General features: G+C 64.0%; 14 protein-coding genes and 1 tRNA gene. 4 read left to right on the top strand and 11 right to left on the bottom strand.

Translation table 11 applies throughout. The features are described 5' to 3' along the window. Nucleotides 1-18: 18 nt before the first annotated feature. The 4 genes from FJ988_RS01460 to FJ988_RS01445 form a co-directional block, all read right to left on the bottom strand. Nucleotides 19-561 carry an RNA polymerase sigma factor gene (locus FJ988_RS01460; protein WP_140814964.1) on the bottom strand — a complete coding sequence of 181 codons (543 nt, stop codon included), beginning with the start codon at nt 559-561 and terminating at the stop codon, nt 19-21. A gap of 45 nt (nt 562-606) precedes the next feature. Then, nucleotides 607-1,032, bottom strand: coding sequence for an EF-hand domain-containing protein (locus tag FJ988_RS01455; protein WP_140814963.1), 426 nt, complete (start codon nt 1,030-1,032; stop codon nt 607-609). 152 nt (nt 1,033-1,184) lie between these two features. Continuing rightward, complete coding sequence (locus tag FJ988_RS01450; protein ID WP_140814962.1) at nt 1,185-1,373, bottom strand: YodC family protein; 189 nt, start codon at nt 1,371-1,373, stop codon at nt 1,185-1,187. Between the two features lie 103 nt (nt 1,374-1,476). Then, a tRNA-Thr gene (locus FJ988_RS01445) sits at nt 1,477-1,552 on the bottom strand. Nucleotides 1,553-1,877: 325 nt separating this feature from the next. Here FJ988_RS01445 and FJ988_RS01440 point away from each other — a divergent pair. After that, complete coding sequence (locus tag FJ988_RS01440) at nt 1,878-3,071, top strand: hypothetical protein (RefSeq protein ID WP_140814961.1); 1,194 nt, start codon at nt 1,878-1,880, stop codon at nt 3,069-3,071. Between the two features lie 2 nt (nt 3,072-3,073). Here FJ988_RS01440 and FJ988_RS01435 read toward each other — a convergent pair whose 3' ends face one another. Both FJ988_RS01435 and FJ988_RS01430 read right to left on the bottom strand, forming a co-directional pair. Continuing rightward, the gene (locus FJ988_RS01435) at nt 3,074-4,675 is read right to left on the bottom strand and encodes a cisplatin damage response ATP-dependent DNA ligase (protein ID WP_140814960.1); all 1,602 of its coding nucleotides are present in this window, start codon (nt 4,673-4,675) and stop codon (nt 3,074-3,076) included. A gap of 1 nt (nt 4,676) precedes the next feature. Then, on the bottom strand, nt 4,677-5,687 hold the full coding sequence (locus FJ988_RS01430; RefSeq protein WP_140814959.1) for a ligase-associated DNA damage response exonuclease: 1,011 nt from the start codon (nt 5,685-5,687) through the stop codon (nt 4,677-4,679). Between the two features lie 106 nt (nt 5,688-5,793). Here FJ988_RS01430 and FJ988_RS01425 point away from each other — a divergent pair, with 106 nt between their 5' ends. The 3 genes from FJ988_RS01425 (at nt 5,794) to FJ988_RS01415 (ending at nt 7,791) form a co-directional block, all read left to right on the top strand. Next, nucleotides 5,794-6,738: a class I SAM-dependent methyltransferase gene (locus FJ988_RS01425; protein ID WP_140814958.1), complete on the top strand. Its 945-nt coding sequence runs from the start codon at nt 5,794-5,796 to the stop codon at nt 6,736-6,738. Between the two features lie 73 nt (nt 6,739-6,811). Then, on the top strand, nt 6,812-7,186 hold the full coding sequence (locus tag FJ988_RS01420; RefSeq protein WP_140814957.1) for a hypothetical protein: 375 nt from the start codon (nt 6,812-6,814) through the stop codon (nt 7,184-7,186). Nucleotides 7,187-7,260: 74 nt separating this feature from the next. Beyond that, nucleotides 7,261-7,791: an AAA family ATPase gene (locus FJ988_RS01415; RefSeq protein WP_140814956.1), complete on the top strand. Its 531-nt coding sequence runs from the start codon at nt 7,261-7,263 to the stop codon at nt 7,789-7,791. Here FJ988_RS01415 and FJ988_RS01410 read toward each other — a convergent pair. The 5 genes from FJ988_RS01410 to FJ988_RS01390 all read right to left on the bottom strand — a co-directional run bounded on the left by FJ988_RS01410 (nt 7,788) and on the right by FJ988_RS01390 (nt 14,576). Next, nucleotides 7,788-8,729 carry a glyoxylate/hydroxypyruvate reductase A gene (locus FJ988_RS01410; RefSeq protein ID WP_140814955.1) on the bottom strand — a complete coding sequence of 314 codons (942 nt, stop codon included), beginning with the start codon at nt 8,727-8,729 and terminating at the stop codon, nt 7,788-7,790. The genes FJ988_RS01415 and FJ988_RS01410 overlap by 4 nt on opposite strands. An 89-nt stretch (nt 8,730-8,818) precedes the next feature. After that, on the bottom strand, nt 8,819-10,447 hold the full coding sequence (locus FJ988_RS01405) for an ABC transporter ATP-binding protein (protein ID WP_140814954.1): 1,629 nt from the start codon (nt 10,445-10,447) through the stop codon (nt 8,819-8,821). After that, nucleotides 10,444-11,583 (bottom strand): ABC transporter permease, encoded by a 1,140-nt coding sequence (locus FJ988_RS01400; protein ID WP_140814953.1) that lies wholly within the window; start codon nt 11,581-11,583, stop codon nt 10,444-10,446. The genes FJ988_RS01405 and FJ988_RS01400 overlap by 4 nt, the downstream gene beginning before the upstream one ends. After that, on the bottom strand, nt 11,583-12,683 hold the full coding sequence (locus FJ988_RS01395) for a microcin C ABC transporter permease YejB (RefSeq protein ID WP_140814952.1): 1,101 nt from the start codon (nt 12,681-12,683) through the stop codon (nt 11,583-11,585). Before FJ988_RS01395 ends, FJ988_RS01400 begins: the two co-directional genes overlap by 1 nt. A 30-nt stretch (nt 12,684-12,713) precedes the next feature. Continuing rightward, nucleotides 12,714-14,576 (bottom strand): extracellular solute-binding protein, encoded by a 1,863-nt coding sequence (locus tag FJ988_RS01390; protein ID WP_246688403.1) that lies wholly within the window; start codon nt 14,574-14,576, stop codon nt 12,714-12,716. Nucleotides 14,577-14,584 lie beyond the last annotated feature (8 nt).

Below are 14,584 nucleotides of genomic sequence, written 5' to 3'. Positions count from 1 at the left end.
GGCAAATCCTTCACGAGCTCAATCATCGCCATCGTCTCCGACGAGGATCGCCTGCAGCGAGCGGCGGCCGCGCGCCAGCAGGCTTTCCAGCGCATCGACGCTGACCTGCATGGCGCTGGCTGCCTCGATGTTGGACAGGTCCTGATAATAGACCAGCACGATCGCTTCGCGCTGGCGCGGCGCGATGCGCTGCAGCGCCCGGCCGACCCGCCGCTCGTCATCGCCCGGCATGGCATCGGGAAGCGGCGCTTCATCGGCCACCTCCGGCAATTCGTCCGTGGTCCATTCGCGGCGCCTGCGCAGCCGGTCGTAGCAGAGGTTCAAGGCCACGCGATGCACCCAGGTGTCGAAGCGCGCGCGCTCCTGGCGCCAGCCCGCGGCATGGCGCCAGATGCGCACGAAGGTTTCCTGGGCGACGTCCTCTGCCTCGGCCGCATCGCCGAGCATGCGGGCGGCCAGGGCCAGGATGCGCGGCAGCTTGCGCGCTACCATCGCCTGCACGGCGGCGGGGTCGCCGGCGCCGATGCGGCGTACCAGTTCCTCGTCCGTATCGGCGCCCATCAACGCGGGCGCTCAGGTCTGTCATTGCGCGGCATAACCTCGTGGTCATTGCTCCTCATTGGCAGCGGATTTGTGGCCTGGCCGCTCGTCGTCGCTGAGCACGCCGTCGCCGTTCTTGTCGAGTTTCGCGAAACGTTTGGCCAGGAAAGCGTCGAGCTCAGCCTTGTCGACAAAGCCGTCCTTGTTGGTGTCCATCCGCGCGAAGGATTTCGCCGGATCGCCCTTGGCCTTGCGCGCGGTCTGGAAGGCGGTCCACTCAGCCAGGCTCACCTTGCCGTCATTGTCGGTGTCGGCCCGCATGAAGGCCTTTTCCCGCCGGGCCTCGAACTGCTCCAGCGTGATGCCGGGCTTGGCGGCCGGGGTGGTCGGCGCCGCCGGCGCGGGGGCAGGGGTCGGCGTCGTCGTCTGGGCCACCGCCGCGCTGGCGGTCAGCAGGCCAAGGGCAACGGCAAATAGCGAATGGCGGATCATGCGTCGTCTCCGGTTGCGCACGGCCATTGGCGGCCACGCTTCAACCGTTGAACGCGGTCATCGACGAAATCCGTCGGTCCTTTCGAAAAGACAATAAACCAACCGATCCGGCGCCGCCGGACCGGGGCCGTCCAGCGCGGAAGCAGCGGCGGCTATTTCGGGTGATCGACCACGACCAACTGATCCGGCTTGAAGCCGGCATGCTGCGGCGTCCAGACATCGCCGTCGCGGTTGAACCAGTGGCACAGATACGTGCCGGAGGCCGCGCCGTCGCTGACGGTCATTTCCGGGCCTCCGGACTTCAGCTTGACGACGTCTCCGGTCTTGAAACTACTGGGCATTTCGACCTCCCATGCTGACAAAGGGAGTTTTCCACCAAAGCTGAGTCGCGACAATGGTCGATATGCTTCGACTGCTTGGCGCAGGAAACGGGAGTTGAAAAACTGGTGCCGCTTGCGTGACTCGAACACGCGACCCCATCATTACGAATGATGTGCTCTACCAACTGAGCTAAAGCGGCCCGGGAAGCGGTGCGCTTCCAGAATGGGCTGCGTGATAGACTCAACCGGCCGCTAATTCAAGATGGTGAGCGGTGAATTCAGGCCTTGCGGCCGCCAATTCCTGCCCCGGACCGCCGCGCGAGGCGGTCGGCGGCCGGTCATCCGGCCGTCCTGCCTATGCCGCCAGCCTCTCGCCGATCCGGCCGGAACGACGAAAATTGTTGATTCTCAAGCAAAAAATGCCGAAATGGCCTGGGATGCGCCGGCAAGGCAGCCACCCCACCGTTGATTGATCGTTCGGCTGCGGCTAACGATCAGGGGAGCGAACGCTGAGAGGGAGCTTGCTTGGACGCCATCGAGAAAGCGATCCGCAATGCCTTCGAGAAAGGCAATGCCGAGGATAGGGCGTTCCGCGAAAGGGTCTATCGATCCGCCTTCGCCGCGCTCGATCGCGTCTTGCAGGCCAATCCCAACATCACCGTCGAAGCCGCCATCAGCCGCCGCAAGGCGGTGCAGGCCAAGATCACCGAAATCGAATCCGAATTCCTGCCTGCCGTCCCGGACGTGACCCTGCCGCCGGAAAATGTCGCGTCGCCGGGCAATGGCGCGCCAGCCCCGCGCGTCGAGGTTTCGGCCGCTTCCGCCGCGCCGTCGGTCGACGCGCCGCAGCCGGCGGCCGAGGCCGCGCCTTCGCCCGATATCACCGTCGATGGTCCGGTGCAGCCGGACGATCAGCCGCGCTCGCGCGTGCTGCCGGTCGTTCCCGACATCATGCCGGACGAGCTTCCCGATGCGCCGTCGCTCGACGATTCGCCTGGCGCGCCCGTCGGCAACGGCGCCCAGGTGGCGCCCGACCGCGACGAGCGCCGCATCCGGGGCCGGCGCCTGCCGCTCACCGCGATCTTCGTCGTTGCGACATTGATCGCGGCGGCCGGGATCGGCCTTTATTTCGCCAAGCAGACCGGTGTCTTCAAGACGGCGGCCGAGCTCAACACCGGCCCGCCCGAACCGACGCCGACGCTGGATGACGAGGACTCGTCCTCATCGTCGCAGCCGCCCGAACCCGGCTCGCCGCAGAAGCCGGGCGAGGCGGATCAGGCGAAAAACTGGATCAACGTCTTTTCGCCCAGCGACCCGACCCATGTCAGCACGCCGTCGGATGCCGCCGCCGAGGTCATGAAGGACGATACCGGCCAGTTCCTGCGCATCCGCTCCGGCGCGTCCGGCTCGGCCGTCGCCTTCGATGTCGGCCAGGGCGTGTTGGAAAAGCTCGCCGGCAAGCACGCCATGTTCGACATTGTCGCCCGCTCGGAAGAGGGCAAGGAAACGCAGATCTCGGTCGACTGCAATTTCGGCGACCTCGGCGATTGCGGCCGCAAGCGCTACGCGGTCGGCCATGAGCGCAACGAATATCTGTTCGACGTCCAGTTCCCCGACAAGCATCCGGGCGCGGCCGGCACCATCGCGGTCAACTCCGACTTCGACAAGCAGGGCAAGTCGGTCGACATCTACGAGATCCGCGTTTCGATCGCGGAATAGGATCAACGGTCCAGCATCGTCTGCAGCGTCTCGATCCGGTCGGCCTCGGCCGACGGCTTGTCCCAGCGCAGCCGCGAAATGCGCGGAAACCGCATGGCGACGCCGGATTTATGCCTGGTCGAGCGGTTGAGCCCTTCGAACGCCACTTCCAGCACCAGCCCGTTCTTGCGGTCGGCGCGCACCGAGCGCACCGGGCCGAAGCGCTCGATGGTGTTGTCGCGCACATATTTGTCGATCTCTTTCAGCTCCTCGTCGGTGAAGCCGAAATAGGCCTTGCCGACCGGCACCAGTTCTTCGGCGCCCTCCGGCCCCGACCAGACGCCGAACGTGTAGTCGGAATAGAAGCTGGAGCGCTTGCCGTGGCCGCGCTGCGCATACATCAGCACCGCGTCGATCGTGTGCGGGTCGCGCTTCCACTTGAACCACGGGCCTTTCGGCCGTCCGGCGAGATAGGGCGAATCCCAACGCTTCAGCATAACGCCCTCGATGATTGGATGCGGCGGCGCTGCGCGCAGCTTCTCCAGCGTCTCCCAGTCGGAGAAGGTGACGAAGGGCGAGAGGTCGAAGCGGCTTGGATCGAGCGTGCTCACGAAGGCTTCGAGCCGCTTGCGGCGTTCGCCGAAGGGCAGCGCGCGCAGATCATCGCCGTTTATCTGCAGCGCGTCGTAGCAGCGCATGAAGGCGGGGTATTGCTGCTGGATCTTTGGCGACACGCTCTTGCGGTTCAGCCGCTTCTGCAGGTCGGAGAAGGTGCCGGTCGCCTCGCGCGGATCGCCGACCAGAAGCTCGCCGTCGAGCGCGGCCTCGAAATGCATCGCCGCGGCAAGGTCGGGAAAGGCGCCGGAGACATCGTCGCCGGTGCGCGAATAGAGCCGGCGTACGCCGCCTTCGCAGACCGCTTGCACGCGGATGCCGTCCCATTTCCATTCCGCCGCATAGTCGGCCGGATCGAGCTTTGCCAGATCGCCGTCGTCGACGGCGTTGGCAAGCATCACCGGCCGAAACAGCGCGAGTGCCGCACTTTTCGGCTTCTCCGCCCGGCCTTCCAGCCAGGCGAACAATTCGGTGTAGGGCGGCGTCAGCCCGTGCCACAGTTCCTCGATCTCGGCGACGTCGACCTGGCCGAGATCGGCCAGCGCCTGTTTGGCCAGCCGCGCCGACACGCCGATGCGCAACCCCCCGGTGACCAGCTTGATGATTGCGAAGCGCGCCGAGATGCTGGCGTCGTCGAGCAGCCGCGCCAGCACCTTCGGTCCGTCGGAACGGCTCGCCGTCTGCAATTTGCCGACCACTTCGGCCAGCGTCGGCACGCGGTTGGCGATGTGCCCTTGCGGCTGCGGCCAGACCAGCGACACGGTCTCGGCAAGGTCGCCGACATAGTCGTAGGAATAGCCGAACAGCACCGGGTCCATGCGTTCGACTACCAGCGCGCGCAGCATCGCCGGCTTCACCGCGGCGATGTTGAGGTCGCCGGTGATCGCCGCCAGCGCCAGCCCGCGGTCTGGGTCCTCGACGCTGCGGAAATAATCGGTCAATAGCGTCAGCTTGCCGTTGCGCGACGGCGTCAGCACGAGACGGTCGAGGAGTTCGGCGAAGCGGTTCACCTCAATCGCCCTCGTCCTCATACCCCACCAGATGCAGCGGCTTCGCCGCGATGCCCTCCAACTCGCACCAGCGCACCAAGGCCTCCTCGCGGCCATGCGTCACCCAGATTTCCTGAGCCCCGGTCTCCTTGATCGTGGCGGTCAGTTCGTCCCAGTCGGCATGGTCGGAGATGATCAGCGGCAGCTCGACGCCGCCTTGCTTGGCGCGCTGGCGGATGCGCATCCAGCCCGACGCAAAGCACGAAATCGGATCGGGAAAACGCCTTGCCCAGCGGTCGGCGAAGGCCGATGGCGGGCCGACCACGATGGCCCCAGTGAAATCCGCCTTGGCGCCGCTCTCCACCGTGCCCGGCTCCAGCTTGCCGAGATCGATGCCCTGGCTCTGATAGTACTCGCTGAGCTTGGCCAGTGCGCCATGGATGTAGATCGGCCGGTCGTAGCCGGCATCGCGCAACAGCCGCATCACGCGCTGCGCCTTGCCGAGCGCATAGGCGCCGATCAGGTGCGAGCGCTCGGGAAACTGCGCCGCCGATTTCAGCACGCGCGCGATTTCTTCATGGTCCGGCGGATGGCGGAACACCGGCAGGCCGAAGGTCGCCTCGGTGATGAACACGTCGCATCGGATGGGCTCGAAGGGCAGGCAGGTGGCGTCCTTGTGGCGCTTGTAGTCGCCCGACGCGACGATGCGCATACCCCGGTGCTCGACCGCGATCTGCGCCGAACCCAGCACGTGCCCCGCGGGGTGGAAGGTGACGGCCACGCCATTGACATCGACTGTCTGGCCGAGAGCCGCGGCCTGCGTTGTCCCGGCAAAATCCTCGCCGTAACGCAGCCCCATGATGTCGAGCGTCTCTTGCGTCGCCAGCACCGATCGGTGGCCGGCGCGCGCGTGGTCGGAATGGCCGTGGGTGATCAGCGCGCGCTCCACCGGCCGCACCGGATCGATGAAGAAATCGCCGGGCGGGCAATAAAGGCCTTCCGGCCGGGATTTGAGCAGGTCGCTGGCGCGCATGCCTCGAAGATAGTGGCTAAATTCGCGCCGGGAAGCCTGTTGCAACACACTACTGACTCGTCCTACAGCCGTCCGCCGGTTCGAATGCCGGTAGGATTCTTCGCGCATGAAACCGCTCCAGGCCTCGTCCGGCGACTTGACCGCCGACCGCCGCGCCGATTTCGCCGAGATGCTCGCGGCCTCCGGCGAGCCGGCGCAGGCGGCGGAGCTTCTGCTCGGCGCGCTGGAGCTGACGCCGCAATGGGCCGCCGGCTGGTTCCGCCTCGGCGAGATGCAGGAGGCGGCAGGCCTGCTCGATCAGGCTGCGCAGGCCTGGGCGATGGCGCTGAAGCTCGAACCCGCCGACCGGCTGGGCGCCGCGCTGAAGCTGCAACTGATCGGCCATGCGCCGGCAACCGCGGCGCCGCCCAGCGCCTTCGTCGAAACCCTGTTCGACCACTACGCCGACAGTTTCGAGGATTCGCTCGTCGGAAAACTCGGCTACGGACTGCCGGACGTTCTGTGCCGGGCGATCCGCGCGGCAAGGCCGGAGCGTTTCCAACTGGCGCTCGACCTCGGCTGTGGCACCGGCCTAGTGGGCGAAAGGCTGCGCCCGTTCGTCGACCGGCTGGAGGGCTACGACATCTCGGCCGCCATGCTGAGGAAGGCGCGTGCCAAGGGCCTTTACGACCGGCTCGCGAAAACCGACCTTCAGCATTTTGCCTATGACCGCGCCAAGGCCGATCTCGTGGTCGCGGCCGACGTGTTCATCTACATCGGCGCGCTCCAAGGCATCGTCGGCGCGGTGGCAGGCACGCTTGCCAAGGACGGCCTGTTCGCCTTCTCGGTCGAGACGCTTGCCGGCGGCGATGATTTCGCCTTGCAGCCGTCACGGCGCTACGCCCATTCCGAGGCCTATGCGCGGCGCGTGCTTTCCGCCAGCGAGTTAGCGATCCTGTCGCTGGAAACTACGGTAATCCGGCACGACCGGCGCGATCCGGTCGAAGGCCTTGCCATTGTGGCTGGCTTCCTGGCTTCGACTGCTTCGGAGAAGAATTCGCCAACCGGATGAACCCGTGCTTGCTGCGAAAAAGCCTGAATGGCATGGTCGGGGTGGCGCGGGCAGACATCACGAGGAGAAATCCATGCGCTGGACCATGGTTGCGTTAGCGTCCTGCCTGACGGTTGCCGGCTGTGTCGGCGGCACGTCGATGGCCGAGCGTCAGGACGAGGATGTGCAATCCGCGCTGCAATATGACGACGTGCCCTGCGACCAACTCATCGCCCAGCGCAACGCGCTGGCGCAGCAAAGCAACCTTCCGGTCACCGCCAAGACGACCTTCTCCAATCCGGCGATGGGCTTCGGCCCGTTCATGCCGGATACGCGCTCCAAGGCCGAGCGCGACAGGAACAAGGCGAGCGGCCAGATCGACGCCATGAACCGCTCGATCGAGCGCCGCGACTGCGGCAAGCCGAAGAAAAAGGAAAGTTTCGGGCTGCCCGGCTCGAAACTGTCCTGAGAATTCGCTATCCGGTATCCCGCTTCGGGATCGATCGGATCGACGAGCTTCCCCTGCGCCTGAAAGCCCACCCGATGCACCTCTCGGATCTCGGCGATCGCATCTGTATCCTCGGGCCGTCCAACAGCGGCAAGTCTACGCTCGCCAACGCGATCGCCCGCAAGCGCGGTCTGGAAGCCGTCCATCTCGATCTGCTTTTTCACCTGCCCAACACGGATTGGGTGCAGCGCCCGAAGGCGGAGTTCATTGCCTTGCATGATGCCGCGATCGCCGGCGAGCGCTGGGTGATGGACGGCAACTACTCGGTCTGCATGCCGCAGCGGTTCAAGCGGGCGACGGGTTTGATCCTGCTGGATGTCTCAACGCCCGCAAGTTTGCTGCGCTATTTTCGCAGGACGCTGTTCGAGACCGGCAGAGTTGGCGCCCTCGAAGGCGGCCGAGACAGCGTCAAATGGGACATGATCCGCCACATCGCCGTTACCACGCCGCGAAATCGCCAGCGTTACCGGACGATGTTCGACGGGCTCGACCTGCCGAAGCTGCATCTGTCCTCCGTGAAAGCAATCAAGCAGCGCTTCCGCGAATGTGGCTTGAGCCTGAGTTAGTATCCGGCCTTGCGATCCACCAGGTTTTCAAGCTTTTCGCCGCGCTCGAAGGCCATCATCTGGCGAAGCATCGGCGGCACAAGGTGGGTGGGGTCCGACGTTGCCGCCGCATGTGGCGTCACGAACACTTTCGGATGGCTCCACAGCGGGCTGGTCTTCGGCAGCGGCTCGACCTCGAACACGTCGAGGCTCGCCTCCTTCAGCGTGCCATCCTCCAGCGCGCGCAATATATCGGCGTCCTTCTGCAGCCGTCCGCGCCCGGCATTGATCAGCACCGCGCCGCCAAGGCCGTTGCGCTTGCGCAGTTCCTTGAGCAGCCCGTAATTGACGATCCCTTGGGTTTGCGGCGTCAGCGGCAAAAGCACGACCAGGATATCGGTGGCATTGAGGAACGGGATCAGCCCTGCTTCGCCGGAATAGGTCGAAACACCTTTCATCGGTCGGTCGGTGCGTGACCAGCCATTGACGGCAAAGCCGAGCGACTTGAGCGCCGAAGCCGCGGCGCGACCGAGACTGCCAAGCCCCATGATGCCGACGGAAATGTCGCCGGCCACCCGTTGCGGCGGCTCGTGCCAGGTTTTCTTCGGCTGCTGCGCCCGGTAGAGCATGCCTTGGCGATGATGGTCGAGCACCCGCCAGACCACATATTCGACCATGTGCTGGGTGAGATTGTCGGCGACGATCTTGACGATCGGCACGTCGGGCAGGCCGGGATCGGCGAAGATATGGTCGACGCCGGCGCCGATCGAAAAGATGACGCGCAGATTGGGCAGAGACTTGAGAAGGTTGGGCTTCTGCTTCCACACCACCGCGTAGGTGATCGACGGATCGTCGGCACCGTTCGGCTCCAGCACGACCTCGCGCTCGGCCGAGAGCAACTCATGCCATCGCTGCGGGTGGATGCCGGTGAGGGCAAGCAGGATTTTGCCTTTTTCCATGCGAGGATTTTTCTTCCCTGTTTGTCGGTCCCGGTGCAATTCCGGGAAAGTGTAGCGGTTTTTCGTCGGGACTTGCGCGAAATAGATAACTATTCGCTGACCACGCCGGTCGGCGCCGTCTCGATCTTGAAGGCTGCGGCCATCAGCGCCCGCGTATAGTCGGTCTGCGGACTGCTGAAAATCTGTTCTGAGGGGCCGGCCTCGACGATCTGGCCATTGCGCATGACGATGACGTCATTGGCAAGCGCGCGCACGACCTTCAGATCGTGGCTGATGAAGAGATAGGCAAGATTGTGCTTGGCCTGCAGATTGCGCAAAAGGTCCACCACCTGCGCCTGCACGCTCATGTCGAGCGCCGAGGTCGGTTCGTCGAGCATGACGAAGCGTGGGTTGAGCACCATGGCGCGGGCTATCGCCACGCGCTGGCGCTGGCCGCCAGAAAACTCATGCGGATAGCGATGCCGCGTTTCCGGATCGAGGCCGACCTCCTTGAGCACCGCGACCACCTTGTCGTCGCGCTCGTCGGGAGAAAGTTTCGGCTCGTGGATCTTCAAGCCTTCCTCGATGATTTCGGACACCGATAGGCGCGGGCTGAGCGACCCGAACGGATCCTGGAAGACGATCTGCAGCTCGCGCCTCAGCGGACGCATGGCGCCGAAGGAGAGCTGGTTGATGTCGCGCCCGTCGAAATTGATCGTGCCCTTCGAGGAGATCATCCGGGCCAGCGCCAGCCCGAGCGTCGTCTTGCCCGAGCCGGATTCGCCGACGACGCCCAGCGTCTGCCCGGCGCGCACGGTGACGTCGATGCCGTCCACCGCCTTCACATGGTCGACCGTGGTGCGGAAGAAGCCCTTCTTGATCGGGAACCACACCTTGATGTCCTTGCCGGCCATCACCGCCTTGGCGCCCGGATCGGCCGCCGGCGGCTTCCCCTTCGGCTCCGCCGCCAGGAGATGCTTGGTATAGGCATGCTGCGGGTTGGCGAAGATCTCCTTGGTCGGTCCGCTCTCGACGATCTTGCCCTTGGTCATCACGCAGACGCGGTCGGCGATACGGCGCACGATGCCGAGGTCGTGCGTGATGAACAACAGTGACATGCCCTTGCGGGCCTTCAGCTTGGCAAGCAGTTCGAGGATCTGTGCCTGCACGGTGACGTCGAGGGCCGTCGTCGGCTCGTCGGCGATCAGCAGCTCCGGCTCGTTGGCCAAAGCCATGGCGATCATGACGCGCTGGCGTTGGCCGCCGGACAACTGGTGCGGGTAGGCGTCGAGGCGCTTTTGCGGATCGCGGATGCCGACTTCGTTGAGCAGCTCCAGCGTGCGCGCCCGGGCCGGCGCGTCGCGCATGCCCTGATGCAGCTGCAGCACCTCGACGATCTGCTGCTCGATCGTGTGCAGCGGGTTGAGCGAGGTCATCGGCTCCTGGAAGATCATGGTGATCTTGTTGCCGCGCACTTGGCGAAGCTGTTTCTCGTTCATGGCGAGCAGATCGGCGCCGTTGAACAGGATCCTGCCCGACGGATGGCTGGCGGCGGGGTAGGGCAGGAGCTTCAGCACCGATAGCGCCGAGACCGATTTGCCCGAGCCGGATTCACCGACCAGGGCGACGGTTTCGCCCTTGGCGATATCGAAGGAGATACGGTCGACGGCGATCGACTGCTTGCCGCCTTGCGCGAAGGCGACGCTCAGGTCTTGGACGGACAGCAGGGCTTCGCTCATTTGAACGTCTTGCGCGGATCGAAGGCGTCGCGCGTCGCCTCGCCGATGAAAACCAACAGGGACAGCATCACCGAGATCACGACGAAGCCCGAAATGCCGAGCCATGGCGCGTTGAGGTTGCGCTGCGCCTGCTTCAGCAACTCGCCGAGCGAGGCCGAGCCGGGCGGCAGGCCGAAGCCGAGATAGTCGAGCGAGGTAAGCGTCGAGATCGAGCCGCTGAGTATAAAGGGCAGGAAGGTCAGCGTCGCCACCATGGCGTTGGGCAACAGATGCCGGAACATGATTGTGAGGTTGGGCACACCGAGTGCGCGGGCCGCGTTGACATATTCGAAGTTGCGGGCGCGCAGGAATTCCGCCCGCACCACGCCGACCAGCGCCACCCATGAAAACAACAGCATCAAGCCGAGCAGGATGAAGAAGCCCGGCGGCAGGATGGCCGAGACGATAAGCAGCAGATAGAGAACCGGGATAGCCGACCAGATCTCGATGAAGCGCTGGAACAGAAGGTCGGTCCAGCCGCCGAAATAGCCTTGCGCTGCGCCGGTTGCGATGCCGATCAAGGATGAACCGATCGTCAGGATAAGGCCGAACAAAACAGAAATCCGGAAGCCGTAGAGCACGCGCGCCAAGACATCGCGCGCCTGGTCGTCGGTGCCGAGCCAGTTCCAGTTGCCGACGATGCAGTTGGCATCGGCCTCGCCCTGCGGATACTGGCTGCAGCGCGCCTTCTTGTCGTAGAGCCAGGACGGTTTTGCCGGCGCCGGTTCCGGAATGGAATTGTTGACCGTCTGATAGGAGTAGCGGACCGGCGGCCAGATCATCCAGCCATTGGCATTGATCTCGTCCTGGATGACCGGATCGCGATAATCGGTGACGGCATAGAAACCGCCGAACTTCTCCTCCGGATAGGCGACCAGGACCGGAAACAGGATCTCGCCCTTGTATGAAGCGATGATCGGCTTGTCATTGGCGATCAGCTCGGAAAACAGCGACAGTACGAACAGGAACAGGAAGATCCAGAGCGACCAGTAGCCGCGCCGGTTCGCCTTGAAGTTCTGCAGACGGCGCTGGTTGAGCGGCGAAAGCCGCGGCTTTCGAGGCCGTGCCGGTGCGCTTTCGATCGCGGCTTCGGCCATCAGACGTCTCTCCGCTCAAAGTCGATGCGCGGGTCGACCCAGGTGTAGATGAGGTCGGACAACAGGTTCACGAACAGTCCGAGCAGCGAGAAGATATAGAGGGTCGCGAACACCACCGGATAATCGCGGTCGATCACCGACTTGAAGCCGAGCAGGCCAAGGCCGTCGAGCGAGAAGATGTTCTCGATCAGCAGCGAGCCGGTGAAGAAGGCCGAGATGAAGGCGCCGGGAAAGCCGGCAATGACGATCAGCATGGCATTGCGGAAGACGTGGCCGTAGAGCACCTTGCGCTCCGACAGGCCCTTGGCGCGCGCCGTCACCACATATTGCTTGCGGATTTCTTCGAGGAAGGAGTTCTTGGTGAGCAGGGTGGTCGTTGCGAAGGCCGACAGGACGAGCGCCGTCAGCGGCAGCGTCATGTGCCAGAAATAATCGGCAATCTTGTCCGGCCAGGAGAGTTGATCCCAATTGTCGGAAACGATGCCGCGCAGCGGAAACCAGTCCCAGAACGAGCCGCCCGCGAACAGCACCATGAGCATGATGCCGAACAGGAACCCCGGGATGGCATAGCCGACGATGACGACGCCACTGGTCCAGACGTCGAAGGTCGAGCCATCCTTGACCGCCTTGCGGATGCCGAGCGGGATCGAGATCAGATAAGACAGCAGCGTGATCCACAGGCCGATGGAGATCGAGACCGGCATCTTCTCCAGGATCAGGTTCAGCACCGAGATGTCACGGAAATAGCTGTCGCCGAAATCGAAGCGGATGTAGTTCCACAGCATCATGCCGAAGCGTTCGAGCGGCGGCTTGTCGAAGCCGAACTGTTTCTCCAGCTTCTTGATGAATTCGGGGTCCAGCCCCTGAGCGCCGCGATATTTCGAGCTGACATCGCCGGCGATGTCGAAATTGGCCGTGTTGGCGCCGGGATCGCCGCCGCCGCCGCCCAGACGATCGTTGCCGCCCTGGTTGGTGAGCCGGGCGATCACCTGCTCAACCGGGCCACCCGGCGCGAACTGGATGACGGCGAAGGAAATCGCCATGATGCCGAACAGCGTCGGGATCATCAAAAGGATACGTCGCAGGATGTAGGCGCCCATCAGGCAGCCGGCCCTGCGCGAACAGTCATGTCAGGCTTTGCCAATCTTTGCCGCCTTGCCCTTGTCGACCCACCACAGCGCTTCGACCGGAAAGCCGAAATCGGGTTTCTGCTCGAGGAAGCCGAACATGTCCCAATAGGCGCTTCGGTGATTCGCCAGATACCAACTTGGAATCCAATCGCGCCGTGCGCGCAAGACCCGGTCGAGCGCGCGCATGGCTGTCGTCAGGCTGTCGCGGTCCTTGGCGGCGCCGACAGCATCGATCAGCGCATCGATCCCGGGGCTTGCGATGCCCGGCAGGTTGCGCGAACCCGATATGGTCGCGGTTCGCGATTGGAAGAAGGTCTCGAGATCGTCTCGGGTTGGCGTGGCGCTGAAGTTGAAGGCGGCGGAGATCAGATCGAAATCGAACGTGTTTTGTCGCAACTGATACTGGGCGGCATCGACCAGCCGTATGGAGGCATCGATTCCGACAGCCTTCATATTGTCGACCCAGGGCGAATAGATCTGAACGAACGCTTCGTCATCGACGAGGATTTCGGCCGTTAGCCGACTGCCCTTGTCGTTCGCGACAAACTCGCCGGAGCGCTTCCAGCCAGCATCGACGAGAAGCTTCGCCGCCTTGCCCAACAATTGGCGGTCGCGACCGGAACCGTTCGACACGGCTTGGGTCACCGCTTCACCAAAAGTCTCGGGCGGGATTTGGTCCCGCAGCGGCTCCAACAGCGTCAGTTCTTGGGCCGACGGCATGCCTTCGGCGCGATAGTCCGATTTCTCGAAGCAGGACTGCGAGCGCTCATAGGAACCGTAGAAGAAATTGCGCCGCGTCCATTCGAAATCGAAGCAGAGCCCGATCGCCTGCCGCACTCGGGAGTCTCGAAATTGTTCGCGCCTCTGGTTTACGGCGGTGGCCTGCATGGAAGGCACCTTTTCCGCGGGGAACTCGTGCTTCACAACCTTGCCGCCCGTGACCGCCGGAAAATCGTAACCCTTTGCCCAGACACGGGACACGGATTCCTCCCTGTAGAGGATCTCGCCTTTCTTGAAAGCCTCGAACGCGGCATTGCGGTTCTGGTAGAACTCGATGCGGATGCGCTGGAAGTTGTTCTGGCCGCGATTGACCGGGAGATCGTCGCCCCAATAGTCGGCCACCCGCTCATATTCGATCCAGGCCCCGGCCGACCATCGGCCGACCTTGTAGGCACTGGAGCCCAACGGAGGGTTCATCTGCGAGGAATCGAAGGGGTTGGCCGTATAGAAGGCTTTCGACAGGATCGGCATCTGGACGACGTTCAGGATCGTGCGAGATGCCTGCTTGCCCGAGAATTTGAGCTCAAGCGTGCGGGCGTCTACCGCTACGGCATCCTGCATATGCGTCAGTGAAAGCGAGAAGTCCGGGTGCCCCTTGTCCTTCAACAGCTTGAAGGTAAAGGCCGCATCCTCGGCCGTCAGCGGCGTGCCGTCATGGAAGCGCGCCTGCGGGCGCAGCGCGAATGTGAAGCTGTTGCGGTCCTGCGAAATCGTCACGCTTTCGGCGACCAACCCATAGACCGCGTCCGGCTCGTCGAGCGCCCTCGCCATCAACTGGTCGAAGCACATTTCCATGCGCTGCGGCGCATCGCCTTTGGGGACGAACGAATTCAACGTGCTGAAAGTCAGCGGGGTCTGGTTGGCAACCCAGTTGAACGGTTGGAAGTTGAAGGTCCCGCCCCTGGGCGCATCGACATTGACATAGTCGAAATGGGTGAAGTCGGGCTTGTATTTCAGGTCGCCGAAGGCCGACAGGCCGTGCAGCTTGACGCCGGTGGGCGTTTCCGCAAATGCCCGGCCGGGCAACAACGCGGCGGCTGCTGCCGCGCCACCGAGCACCAGGAAATCGCGACGGGGAAGCATCGGTCGCC

The organism is Mesorhizobium sp. CU3, from assembly GCF_006442965.1.
Lineage (GTDB): Bacteria > Pseudomonadota > Alphaproteobacteria > Rhizobiales > Rhizobiaceae > Mesorhizobium.
This window is presented reverse-complemented; position numbering and strand designations above follow the sequence as displayed.

Coding starts and splice junctions, on each gene's coding strand:
- FJ988_RS01460 (WP_140814964.1), bottom strand. CDS start 561: ATGGGCGCCGATACGGACGAGGAACTGGTACGCCGCATCGGCGCCGGC.
- FJ988_RS01455 (WP_140814963.1), bottom strand. CDS start 1,032: ATGATCCGCCATTCGCTATTTGCCGTTGCCCTTGGCCTGCTGACCGCC.
- FJ988_RS01450 (WP_140814962.1), bottom strand. CDS start 1,373: ATGCCCAGTAGTTTCAAGACCGGAGACGTCGTCAAGCTGAAGTCCGGA.
- FJ988_RS01430 (WP_140814959.1), bottom strand. CDS start 5,687: ATGCGCGCCAGCGACCTGCTCAAATCCCGGCCGGAAGGCCTTTATTGC.
- FJ988_RS01425 (WP_140814958.1), top strand. CDS start 5,794: ATGAAACCGCTCCAGGCCTCGTCCGGCGACTTGACCGCCGACCGCCGC.
- FJ988_RS01420 (WP_140814957.1), top strand. CDS start 6,812: ATGCGCTGGACCATGGTTGCGTTAGCGTCCTGCCTGACGGTTGCCGGC.
- FJ988_RS01415 (WP_140814956.1), top strand. CDS start 7,261: ATGCACCTCTCGGATCTCGGCGATCGCATCTGTATCCTCGGGCCGTCC.
- FJ988_RS01410 (WP_140814955.1), bottom strand. CDS start 8,729: ATGGAAAAAGGCAAAATCCTGCTTGCCCTCACCGGCATCCACCCGCAG.
- FJ988_RS01405 (WP_140814954.1), bottom strand. CDS start 10,447: ATGAGCGAAGCCCTGCTGTCCGTCCAAGACCTGAGCGTCGCCTTCGCG.
- FJ988_RS01400 (WP_140814953.1), bottom strand. CDS start 11,583: ATGGCCGAAGCCGCGATCGAAAGCGCACCGGCACGGCCTCGAAAGCCG.
- FJ988_RS01395 (WP_140814952.1), bottom strand. CDS start 12,683: ATGGGCGCCTACATCCTGCGACGTATCCTTTTGATGATCCCGACGCTG.
- FJ988_RS01390 (WP_246688403.1), bottom strand. CDS start 14,576: ATGCTTCCCCGTCGCGATTTCCTGGTGCTCGGTGGCGCGGCAGCAGCC.